Origin of the sequence: Pseudomonas sp. TWI929, from assembly GCF_039673335.1 — a bacterium.
GTDB lineage: Bacteria > Pseudomonadota > Gammaproteobacteria > Pseudomonadales > Pseudomonadaceae > Aquipseudomonas.
This window is the reverse complement of the sequence record NZ_JBDJLK010000138.1, coordinates 1-9,514: the sequence shown is the minus strand read 5'-3', so window position 1 is coordinate 9,514 and position 9,514 is coordinate 1. Positions and strand designations below refer to the sequence as shown.

General features: G+C 65.1%; 12 protein-coding genes. All 12 read right to left on the bottom strand.

Annotated features, from left to right (window positions below):
• Nucleotides 1-54: 54 nt before the first annotated feature.
• Nucleotides 55-843 carry a PhzF family phenazine biosynthesis protein gene (locus ABE456_RS27575; protein ID WP_346646747.1) on the bottom strand — a complete coding sequence of 263 codons (789 nt, stop codon included), beginning with the start codon at nt 841-843 and terminating at the stop codon, nt 55-57.
• A 50-nt stretch (nt 844-893) separates the two neighbouring features.
• Entirely contained in the window at nt 894-1,832 is a 939-nt protein-coding gene (locus ABE456_RS27570; RefSeq protein ID WP_346646746.1) for a 2-hydroxyacid dehydrogenase, read from the bottom strand.
• Nucleotides 1,833-2,061: 229 nt separating this feature from the next.
• Nucleotides 2,062-2,481 (bottom strand): hypothetical protein, encoded by a 420-nt coding sequence (locus ABE456_RS27565; RefSeq protein WP_346646745.1) that lies wholly within the window; start codon nt 2,479-2,481, stop codon nt 2,062-2,064.
• 12 nt (nt 2,482-2,493) lie between these two features.
• Nucleotides 2,494-3,690, bottom strand: a complete 1,197-nt coding sequence (gene ccmI / locus ABE456_RS27560) for a c-type cytochrome biogenesis protein CcmI (protein WP_346646744.1) — start codon at nt 3,688-3,690, stop codon at nt 2,494-2,496.
• Nucleotides 3,683-4,159, bottom strand: coding sequence for a cytochrome c-type biogenesis protein (locus ABE456_RS27555; RefSeq protein ID WP_346646743.1), 477 nt, complete (start codon nt 4,157-4,159; stop codon nt 3,683-3,685). The genes ccmI and ABE456_RS27555 overlap by 8 nt, the downstream gene beginning before the upstream one ends.
• Nucleotides 4,156-4,692, bottom strand: a complete 537-nt coding sequence (locus ABE456_RS27550) for a DsbE family thiol:disulfide interchange protein (RefSeq protein WP_012273472.1) — start codon at nt 4,690-4,692, stop codon at nt 4,156-4,158. Before ABE456_RS27550 ends, ABE456_RS27555 begins: the two co-directional genes overlap by 4 nt.
• Nucleotides 4,689-6,662, bottom strand: coding sequence for a heme lyase CcmF/NrfE family subunit (locus tag ABE456_RS27545; protein WP_346646748.1), 1,974 nt, complete (start codon nt 6,660-6,662; stop codon nt 4,689-4,691). Before ABE456_RS27545 ends, ABE456_RS27550 begins: the two co-directional genes overlap by 4 nt.
• Before the next feature lie 11 nt (nt 6,663-6,673).
• Nucleotides 6,674-7,129 carry a cytochrome c maturation protein CcmE gene (gene ccmE, locus ABE456_RS27540; RefSeq protein WP_346646742.1) on the bottom strand — a complete coding sequence of 152 codons (456 nt, stop codon included), beginning with the start codon at nt 7,127-7,129 and terminating at the stop codon, nt 6,674-6,676.
• Nucleotides 7,126-7,302, bottom strand: a complete 177-nt coding sequence (ccmD, locus tag ABE456_RS27535; RefSeq protein WP_012273475.1) for a heme exporter protein CcmD — start codon at nt 7,300-7,302, stop codon at nt 7,126-7,128. The genes ccmE and ccmD overlap by 4 nt, the downstream gene beginning before the upstream one ends.
• On the bottom strand, nt 7,299-8,066 hold the full coding sequence (locus tag ABE456_RS27530; RefSeq protein WP_346646741.1) for a heme ABC transporter permease: 768 nt from the start codon (nt 8,064-8,066) through the stop codon (nt 7,299-7,301). Before ABE456_RS27530 ends, ccmD begins: the two co-directional genes overlap by 4 nt.
• A gap of 46 nt (nt 8,067-8,112) precedes the next feature.
• Complete coding sequence (gene ccmB / locus ABE456_RS27525; protein WP_012273477.1) at nt 8,113-8,781, bottom strand: heme exporter protein CcmB; 669 nt, start codon at nt 8,779-8,781, stop codon at nt 8,113-8,115.
• Nucleotides 8,778-9,410, bottom strand: coding sequence for a cytochrome c biogenesis heme-transporting ATPase CcmA (gene ccmA / locus ABE456_RS27520; protein WP_012273478.1), 633 nt, complete (start codon nt 9,408-9,410; stop codon nt 8,778-8,780). The genes ccmB and ccmA overlap by 4 nt, the downstream gene beginning before the upstream one ends.
• Between the last annotated feature and the right edge of the window lie 104 nt (nt 9,411-9,514).

Below are 9,514 nucleotides of genomic sequence, written 5' to 3'. Positions count from 1 at the left end.
CCCGCTCCCCCCCCCCCCCCCCCCCCCACACCCACAAGGGGTGATGCCGACCTGTCAGATGTACACGGTACCGCGCAGGTACAACGCCGCCCGCCCACTGATGATCACCCGGCCATTGCCCGGCACTTCACACTGCAACTGCCCTTTACGTGCCCCGCCCTGCTCACAGTCCAGCACCTGCTTGCCCAGGCGCTCGGCCCAGATAGGCGCCAGCGAAGTGTGCGCCGAACCCGTCACCGGGTCCTCATTCACGCCAACCCGCGGGCCGAACCAGCGGGTGACGAAATCAAAGCCACGCCCTGCCGCAGTCACGGCAATACCGCGCACATCGAAGGCCGACAGCGCAACGAAGTCTGGCTTCAGGGTGTCGAGTAACAGGGCATCATCGATCACCACCACAAAGTCGTCGCTGCGGTACAGCGCTTGCGCCTGGCTCAGGCCCAGCGCCTGCAGCAGGCCGGTCGGGATGTCCACGGCAACCGGCTGCTTGGCCGGGAAGTCCATGGCCAGCAGCCCGTCGGCACTGCGGCTGACGCGCAGTTCGCCACTGCGGGTGTTGAAGCGCAGTACCTGCGCCTGCTCACCCAGTTGCTCGAACAGCACATAGGCCGAGGCCAAGGTGGCGTGGCCGCACAGGTCAACTTCCACGGTCGGGGTGAACCAGCGCAGGTCGAAGGTTTCGCCGTTGCGCACGAAATAGGCGGTTTCCGACAGGTTGTTTTCTTCGGCGATGCGCTGCAGCACATCGTCCGGCAGCCAGCTTTGCAGTGGGATCACCGCCGCTGGGTTGCCACCGAACGGTTCAGCAGAAAAGGCATCGACCTGGAAGATTTCGAGTTGCATGCACACACTCCTTGTAGCCCGGGCGCTGCCAGGCAGATGTATGAAAAGGGTTACTGGCGTACTGGAGTCAATACTGGCTCACCGGCAAAGAACGCTTGCAGGTTGCGCAGCACCAGGGCCACCGTGTCACGCGCGGCTTCCGGCGACTGGCCGGCCACGTGGGGGGTAAGCACGGTGTTGCCAAGGGCCTTGAGGGTTTCGGGCACCGCCGGCTCGTCGTCAAATACGTCAAGCGCGGCGCCAGCCAGCTGGCCGTGCTGCAGTGCCGTCACCAGTGCATGGGTGTCAACCACGCTGGCACGGGCGATGTTCACCAGGTAACCCTCGGCCCCCAGGGCCTCGAGCACTTGAGCATCGACCAGATGCTGGGTATTGGCGCCACCGGGGGTGGCCACCACCAGGATGTCGACGGCATCGGCCAGCTGCTGCGGGCTGTCGTACCAGGTGTAGGGCACGTTCTGGCGCGGCGTGCGGCTGTGGTAGCTGACGGGCATGTCAAAGCCCAGGTGGGCGCGCTTGGCGATCGCCAGGCCTACGGCACCGAGGCCGAGAATGCCCAGGCGCTTGCCACTGACGGAAGGGCTGATAACCCGGTTCCATTCACCGCGTCGGGTGCTGGCATCGGCACGGGGAATGTCGCGCAGCAGCGCCAGCAGCAAGGCCAGGGTGTGGTCGGCGACGGCAGCGGCATTGGCCCCGGCGCCGTTGGTGACGGTGATGCCGCGGGTGGCAGCGGCGGCCAGGTCGACTTGCTCGTAGCCAGCGCCGATCACGCAGATGATCTGCAAGTTGGGCAATGCGTCGATTTCGGCTGCAGTCAGGCCCAATGGGCCACGGGTGAGCACGGCGTCGATTTCATGGGCGTGGCGCTGAATGGCGTCTGCCCGCTGTTGCGGCGAGGGGGCACGGATCAGGCGGTAACCGTCCTGCTCCAGCATGGGCAGGTAATCATCGACGGTTTCCACCAGTACCAGGACTGTCTTGTGCATGCCACCTCCTTAACTTGAAGGGGCATTATGCGGAGTTACGGTGCAATACAGTCAATCGGTAATTGTGAGTAAAACTGTACTGTATTGGTGCAATACGCCGGGAGATTGTGTGTGAGGGCTAAGGGGCGCTCGCCGCTGGACATGCGGCACCTGCCAGATCGAGCGCCGCGCGGGCGGCGCTGGATCTGGTAAACCACACAAAACTCACGACGAACACACTGATAGCTCTCTACTGCGCAAATGCCCGCCCCAACCCACCAGGCACACCACTGCTGTCAGTTTCCTGCCAAGGCCCATTCGGGCTCAGCGACCAGCTCCAGCCATTGTCAAACCGGTAATAGGTACGCTGGCGGTAGAAAGTGTTGGGCTGCTTCTCCAGCACATACACCCCCAGTTTTGGGTCCCAGTGGCTAGCCCCGCCAGGCGGTGGCGCAAAGCTGGCCGAGGTACGCGGCATCGGCTTGGGAATCGAAGCTGGCTTGCTCGGCTGGGTAGCCGGCTGCCCCCCCGGCAACGGCTTGACCGCCGGCCCCTGTTGCGGCGGCACGCGCTCGATCGGCGGCTCAGGCTGTTCGTACGGCTGCTGCACCGTACACGCAGACAAACCCAGGGCCAGGGTGATCAGGGTCAGGCGGACGGTGCTGTGCATGGCATTGCTCTCTTACGGGTCGGGGCTGTCGATGGTCAGGTGCTGGGTGGCCTGGGTGGCGCTGGGCAGTGGCGTGCCTTGGCCAATCCACTCACCATGGGTAGGCTGGCCGGCGCGCGAGACACGCGCAACCAGTTGGACTTCGGCAAAGTCGGACAGTTTCATCTGCGGCATCATTGCGTCAGCATCCGACAACTCCACCTCGATTGGCAACTGCGCCACAGTCACCCGCTTGGCGGCCAGCGGCATGGGCGGGCCATTGCTGGCGCGGGCGAAGATGAACACCGTATCACCTGGCTCGACCTTGTCCTTCAACGCCGCCGCCAGTTCCACCCGCACCTTCAGGCGGGCTGCCACCGGCGCAGGCTCTGCGGCCTGCCCTGGCGAACCACCCAGGCGCTCGGCAGCGCGGTCGATACCGCCCTGCAACGCCGCACGCGATGCGTCGCCTTCCGGCAGCTGCGCCAACAGGCGCTTCCAGTAATCGATAGCCTCCTGGTAACGCTCGCCTTCGAACGCAGCAATACCGCGCAAGCCCAGGCTGGTCACTTCGTTGGGGTCGGCCTTCAGCGCTTCGTCGGTCAGTGCCTGCACCTGCGGGCTCCACTGCTTGTCAGCGGCAAAATACAGGGCTTGGGCCCACTGCCCCAGCAGCTCCGGCTGGCGGCCAGCCAAGGCAACTGCACGCTCGAACGTGCGCGCGGCATCTGCCGGGCGCTGCTCGGCCATGTAGGCACGCCCCAGGAAGTACATGGCCTCGGCCGATTCCGGCTGGGCCTGTACCACGCGCTCCAGGCGTGCAGTCATTTCTTCCATCGACTTCGGCGCCTCGGCAAACTCCTGGGTCAGGGCTACCTTGTCGGCCGCGCCAAAATGCAGGTACAGCCCCAGCGCCAGCAGCGGCACCAGCAGCGCCGCCAGCAACGGCAGGGCCTTGCCCAGGTGGCCCTGGCGCGGCGCCTCGGCGCCTTCAGTATCGGCCAGCAGCTCACGGGCGGCTTCGTCCCGGCCCTTGGCCATCTGCGCCTCATCGAGCACGCCAGCGGCCTGCTGGGCAGCCAGCTCGGCAACGCGCTCCTGGTACAGGGCCACGTTCAGGGCGGTGCGGTCTTCTTCCTGCTGGCGACGACGGCCACGCAGGATCGGGATCAGCAAGAAGCTGAGGGCGGCGAGCAGCAGCAGGCCCGCGCTAAGCCAGAATTCAATCATGGGTCTGTTCTTTTTCCAGCAGTTTGGCGAGACGCTCGCGTTCTTCGACGGAAAGCTCGTTTTTACCCTGTACAGCCGTACCGCGGCGCCGCCGCACGATTACCGCCAGCGCCACGAAACCACCGGCCAGCAGGATCCCCGGGCCGAACCACAGCAGCCAGGTACGCCCACTGAGCGCCGGCTTGTAGCGTACGAAGTCACCATAGCGGTCGACCATGAAGTCGACGATCTGCTGGTTACTCTTGCCTTCGCCGAGCATGCGGAAGATTTCCCGGCGCAGGTCGGCGGCAATTGGCGCGTTGGAGTCGGCGATGTCCTGGTTCTGGCACTTGGGGCAGCGCAGTTCCTTGGTCAGCTGCTGGTAGCGCTCACGCTCGGCATCGTCACGGAACTGGTAGGTGTCGATGGCCGCCTTGGCCACACTCATCACACTCAGCCCCAGTACGGTAGCTGCCAGCCAACGCTTCATGGCTTGGCCTCGTCAACCAGCCCCTGGTACAGCGGTGCCAGCTGCTCACGCCAGACAGTGGCATCGACAATGCCCACGTGTTTGTAACGGATGATGCCCTTGGCATCGATCAGGAAGGTTTCCGGCGCGCCGTACACCCCCAGGTCCAGGCCCAGGCTGCCCTGCTCGTCACGTATATCCAGCTGGTAAGGGTTGTGGAACTCGGCCAGCCACTTCTGCGCGGCGGCGTTGTCGTCCTTGTAGTTGACCCCGTGGATCACCACGCCCTGCTGGGCCAGCTGGTTCAGGTACGGGTGCTCGACCTTGCACGAAGGGCACCAGGTGGCCCACACGTTGACCAGCGCCGGGCGGCCCTGCAAATCGGCCTGGGTCAGGGTACGGTCGCCCTGGGTCGAGGCCAGGGAAAACACCGGGAACGGTTTGCCAATCATTGCCGAAGGCAGCTCGTCGGGCTTGAGGAACAGCCCCTTGTAGAGGAACACCGCCACCAGCAGAAACACCGCCAGTGGCACTACCATGATCCAACGCTTCATGCAGCTGCTCCAGACACGCCCAGGGCATCACGCACCCGGGTCTTGACCTTGACGCGGTAGCGCCGGTCGAGGGCCGCCAGCAACCCGCCCAGGCCGGTCAGCAGACCGCCCAGCCAGATCCAGCGGACATAAGGCTTGATATGCACGCGCACAGCCCAGGCGCCGTTCTCCAGCGGCTCGCCAAGGGCGACATACAGGTCGCGGGTAAAGCCGGCGTCGATGCCGGCTTCGGTCATCATCGACTGCTGCACGGTGTACAGGCGTTTCTCCGGGTGCAGGGTGGTCACTTCACGGCCATCGCGGCTAACCACCACGGTACCCTTGTCAGAGATGAAGTTCGGCCCTTCGAAGTGCTTGGCGCCCTGGAACAGGAAGTGGTACCCGCCCAGCTCCACGCTTTCACCCGGGGCCATGCGCAGGTCACGCTCGGCGCTGTTGTTGCTCGATAGCACCACGCCCAGCGCACACACCGCCAGCCCCAGGTGCGCCAGCTGCATGCCCCAGTAGCTGCGGCCCAGGCCCGGCAGGCCCTTGACCAGGCCTTTGTGGCGGGTTTTGTCGAAAATGTCGCGCAGCCCGCCGAGCACCACCCAGGCAGCCAGGGCGAAGGCAGTCAGGGTCGGCCAGTCGAGGTCGTCGACGATAAAGCCGGCAAGCGGGGCGAGGATGGCGCTGCCGATCAGCACCGGGGTCATCATGCTGACCAGCCATTTGCCTGGGGTGTCCTTCCAGCGCACCAGCACGCCCACACTCAGCACCACCATCAGCAGTGCCATCAGCGGCAGGAACAAGGCATCGAAGTACGGCGGGCCGACCGACAGCTTGGCCCCGGTCAGCGCATCGAGCACCAGCGGGTACAGGGTGCCAAGCAGAATCATCGAGGCCGCCACCACCAGCACCAGGTTGTTGGCCAGCAGCAGCGTCTCGCGCGACCACAAGGCGAAGCCGACCTGGCTCTTGACCACCGGCGCACGCAGGGCGAACAGGGTGAGCGAACCACCCACCACGAACAGCAGGAAGATCAGGATGAATATGCCCCGCGACGGGTCGGCGGCAAACGCGTGCACCGAAGTCAGCACGCCGGAACGCACCAGGAAGGTACCCAGCAGGCTCAGCGAGAACGCGGCAATCGCCAGCAGCACGGTCCAGCTCTTGAATACCCCGCGCTTCTCGGTCACCGCCAGCGAGTGGATCAGCGCCGTGCCCACCAGCCAAGGCATGAACGAGGCGTTTTCCACCGGGTCCCAGAACCACCAGCCGCCCCAGCCCAATTCATAGTAGGCCCACCACGAGCCCAGGGTGATACCCACGCCGAGGAAGGCCCAGGCGACGATGGTCCAGGGCCGCGACCAACGCGCCCAGGCCGCATCCAGGCGGCCGCCGAGCAAGGCGGCGATGGCGAAGGCGAAGGCCACCGAGAAGCCCACGTAGCCCATGTACAGCATGGGCGGGTGCACGATCAGGCCAAAGTCCTGCAGCAGCGGGTTGAGGTCGCGGCCATCGGTCGGCACTTGCGGCAACAGGCGCTGGAACGGGTTGGAGGTGATGATCAGGAAGCTCAGGAAGCCCACGCTGATCATGCCCATCACTGCCAGCACGCGGGCCAGCATCACCTGCGGCAACTGCCGCGAGAACACCGACACGGCGAAGGTCCAGCCGCCAAGGATCAGCGCCCACAGCAGCAACGAACCTTCGTGGGCGCCCCACACCGCGCTGAACTTGTAGAACCACGGCAAGGCGCTGTTGGAGTTGCTGGCCACATAGGCGACCGAGAAGTTGTCGGTCATGAAGGCATGGGTCAGGCAGGCAAAGGCAAACGCCAGGAAGGCGAACTGCCCCCACGCCGCCGGCCGCGCCAGGCTCATCCACAGGCTGTCGCCACGCCAGGCTCCCAGCAGCGGCACACTGGCCTGCACGGCGGCAAAGCAGATGGCCAGGATCATCGCCAACTGGCCGAGTTCGGGGATCACCAGTGCTGCGTTCATGGCTTGGCCTCCCCGCCTGTGGCAGCCTGGCCGCTTTCTTTCAGGGCCTTGCTGACCTCGGGCGGCATGTACTTCTCATCGTGCTTGGCCAGCACTTCATCGGCCACCACCACGCCTTCGGCGTTGACCTTGCCAAGGGCGACGATGCCCTGCCCTTCGCGGAACAGGTCGGGCAGGATGCCACGGTAGGTGATCGGCACCGACTTGTTGAAGTCGGTGACCACGAAGCGCACGTCGAGCGAGTCGGACGAGCGCTGCACCGAGCCCTTCTCGACCATGCCGCCGGCGCGGATGCGGGTGTCCAGTGGCGCCTCGCCGTTGGCAATCTGGGTGGGTGTGTAGAACAGGTTGATGTTCTGCTGCAATGCGCTCAAGGCAAAGCCGACGGCAACCCCGACGCCGACCAGCAGGCCGACGATGAGCAACAGGCGTTTCTTGCGCTGCGGATTCACTGGTTGTTCTCCCGGCGCAAACGGCGCGCCTCTTCTTGCAGGTAGCGACGGCGGGCCAGCAGCGGTGCGGCGACATTCAGCGCCAACACCGCCAGGCAGATGCCATAGGCCGACCACACGTACAGGCCATGGTGGCCCATGGCGAGGAAGTCACCGAAGGTGGCAAAGCTCATTGTGCGGCCCTCCGCCCCAGGCTGTTCAACACTTCGTCCTTGACCCAACTGGCGCGTGCCTCGCGCTTGAGCACTTCAAGGCGCATGCGCAACAGCAGCACGGCGCCGAAGAAGCAGTAGAAGCCCAGCGCCGTGCACAGCAGCGGCAGCCACATTTGCGCGGGCATCGCCGGCTTTTCGGTAAGGGTGAAGGTCGCGCCCTGGTGCAGCGTGTTCCACCACTCCACCGAGTACTTGATGATCGGTATGTTGACCACGCCAACAATCGCCAGCACCGCGCAGGCCTTGGCCGCACTGTCACGATTACTGATTGCCTGGCCCAGCGCAATAATGCCGAAGTACAGGAACAGCAGGATGAGCATGGACGTAAGGCGGGCATCCCACACCCACCAGCTGCCCCAGGTCGGCTTGCCCCAGATGGCGCCGGTGACCAGCGCCACAGCGGTCATCCAGGCGCCGATCGGTGCGGCGCATTGCAGGGCGACATCGGCCAGTTTCATCTTCCACACCAGCCCCACCACCCCGGCCACCGCCAGCAGCACATAGCAGGACTGCGCCAGCATCGCCGCCGGCACGTGGATGTAGATGATGCGGAAGCTGTTACCTTGCTGGTAGTCCTGGGGGGCGAAGGCCAGGCCCCAGGTGATGCCGACCAGCAGCAGGAGCACGGCAGCGCCGGCCAGCCACGGCAGCATGCGGCCGCTGATGGCATAGAACCATTTCGGGGAGCCCAGCTTGTGGAACCACGTCCAGCTTATTTTCATCAGGGTACATCCAGGGTATTTGCCGGGCTTGGGAGCCCGGGACTCGTTATTCGCCAACGCTGATCTTCAGGCCAGCCGCTATCGCAAAGGGTGCCAAGGTCACGGCCAGGGCCGTGAGGCTGGCGAGCCAGAGCAAGTGGCCGGTTGCCGGCATATTTTGCAACGCCGCTTGCAACGCACCACTGCCCAGGATCAATACAGGGATATACAACGGCAGAATCAGCAATGCCAGTAACAAACCACCGCGTTTCAGACCGACTGTCAGCGCCGCGCCCACCGCGCCCAGCAAGCTCAATACCGGAGTGCCCAGCAGCAGCGAGCCAAGCAGCACCGGCAGGCAATGGCTCGGCAGCCCCAGCATCAATGCCAGCAACGGCGCCAACAATACCAGCGCCAGCCCGGAAAAGATCCAGTGTGCCAGCACCTTGGCCAGCACCAGCAGCGCCAACGGGTGCGGCGACAGCACCCATTGTTCCAGCGAGCCGTCCTCGAAATCGCTGCGGAACAGGCCGTCCAGCGACAGCAGCACCGCCAGCAGGGCCGCCACCCAGACCAGGCCTGGCGACAAGGTTTGCAACAATTGGCTTTCCGGGCCGACCGCCAGCGGGAACAACGCCACGACGATGGCGAAGAACACCAGCGGGTTGGCCAGCTCGGCCGGGCGACGGAACAGCAGGCGCGCTTCGCGGCGTAACAACAGGATGAATACGCTCATGCGGCCCATTGCCCCAGGTTCAGTTCACGGTAACCGGAGGGCTTGCGTTCCAGCGTGTGGTGGGTGGTCAGCACCACCGTGCCGCCCTGCTCGCAGTGGGCTGCCAGGTGCGCTTCGAGCTGCGCCACGCCTTGCTTGTCGAGGGCGGTGAACGGCTCGTCGAGAATCCACAGCGGCGGGCAGGCCAGGTGCAGCCGGGCCAGGGCCACGCGGCGTTGCTGGCCGGCCGACAGGGTGTGGCAGGGCACGTCCTCGAAACCGCGCAGGCCTACGGCCTCCAACGCCGCCCAGATCGCCTCGCGGCTGGCCGGCTGGTGCAGGGCACACAGCCAGGTGAGGTTTTCCTCGGCGGTGAGCAGGTCCTTGATGCCGGCGGCGTGGCCGATCCACAGCAGGATGCTGGCCAACGCATGGCGCTGCTCGGCCAATGGCTTGCCGCCCAGCAGGATCTGCCCGGCGGTTGGCTGCATCAACCCGGCCAACAGGCGCAACAGGCTGGTCTTGCCACTGCCGTTGGGGCCGCTGATCTGCAGCATGTCGCCAGCACCCAGCTCGAAATCGAGCTGCTCGAACAGCAGGCGCCAGTCGCGCTCGCAGGCCAGGCCTGCGGCTTGGAGGTGAAGGGTCACGGTTTCGCCTTATCTTTGTAGGGCTTCAGAGTGGTGTTGCCTGCTTCGCGGGTGAACCCGCTCCCACAGGTTCTGCGCAGCTTTCAAGCCCTGCGCCGTACCTG

What these genes read in the sequence shown, in the direction of transcription:
- ABE456_RS27575 (WP_346646747.1), bottom strand. Translation starts at nt 843, where the DNA reads ATGCAACTCGAAATCTTCCAGGTCGATGCCTTTTCTGCTGAACCGTTC.
- ABE456_RS27570 (WP_346646746.1), bottom strand. Translation starts at nt 1,832, where the DNA reads ATGCACAAGACAGTCCTGGTACTGGTGGAAACCGTCGATGATTACCTG.
- ABE456_RS27565 (WP_346646745.1), bottom strand. Translation starts at nt 2,481, where the DNA reads ATGCACAGCACCGTCCGCCTGACCCTGATCACCCTGGCCCTGGGTTTG.
- ccmI (WP_346646744.1), bottom strand. Translation starts at nt 3,690, where the DNA reads ATGATTGAATTCTGGCTTAGCGCGGGCCTGCTGCTGCTCGCCGCCCTC.
- ABE456_RS27555 (WP_346646743.1), bottom strand. Translation starts at nt 4,159, where the DNA reads ATGAAGCGTTGGCTGGCAGCTACCGTACTGGGGCTGAGTGTGATGAGT.
- ABE456_RS27550 (WP_012273472.1), bottom strand. Translation starts at nt 4,692, where the DNA reads ATGAAGCGTTGGATCATGGTAGTGCCACTGGCGGTGTTTCTGCTGGTG.
- ccmD (WP_012273475.1), bottom strand. Translation starts at nt 7,302, where the DNA reads ATGAGCTTTGCCACCTTCGGTGACTTCCTCGCCATGGGCCACCATGGC.
- ABE456_RS27530 (WP_346646741.1), bottom strand. Translation starts at nt 8,066, where the DNA reads ATGAAAATAAGCTGGACGTGGTTCCACAAGCTGGGCTCCCCGAAATGG.
- ccmB (WP_012273477.1), bottom strand. Translation starts at nt 8,781, where the DNA reads ATGAGCGTATTCATCCTGTTGTTACGCCGCGAAGCGCGCCTGCTGTTC.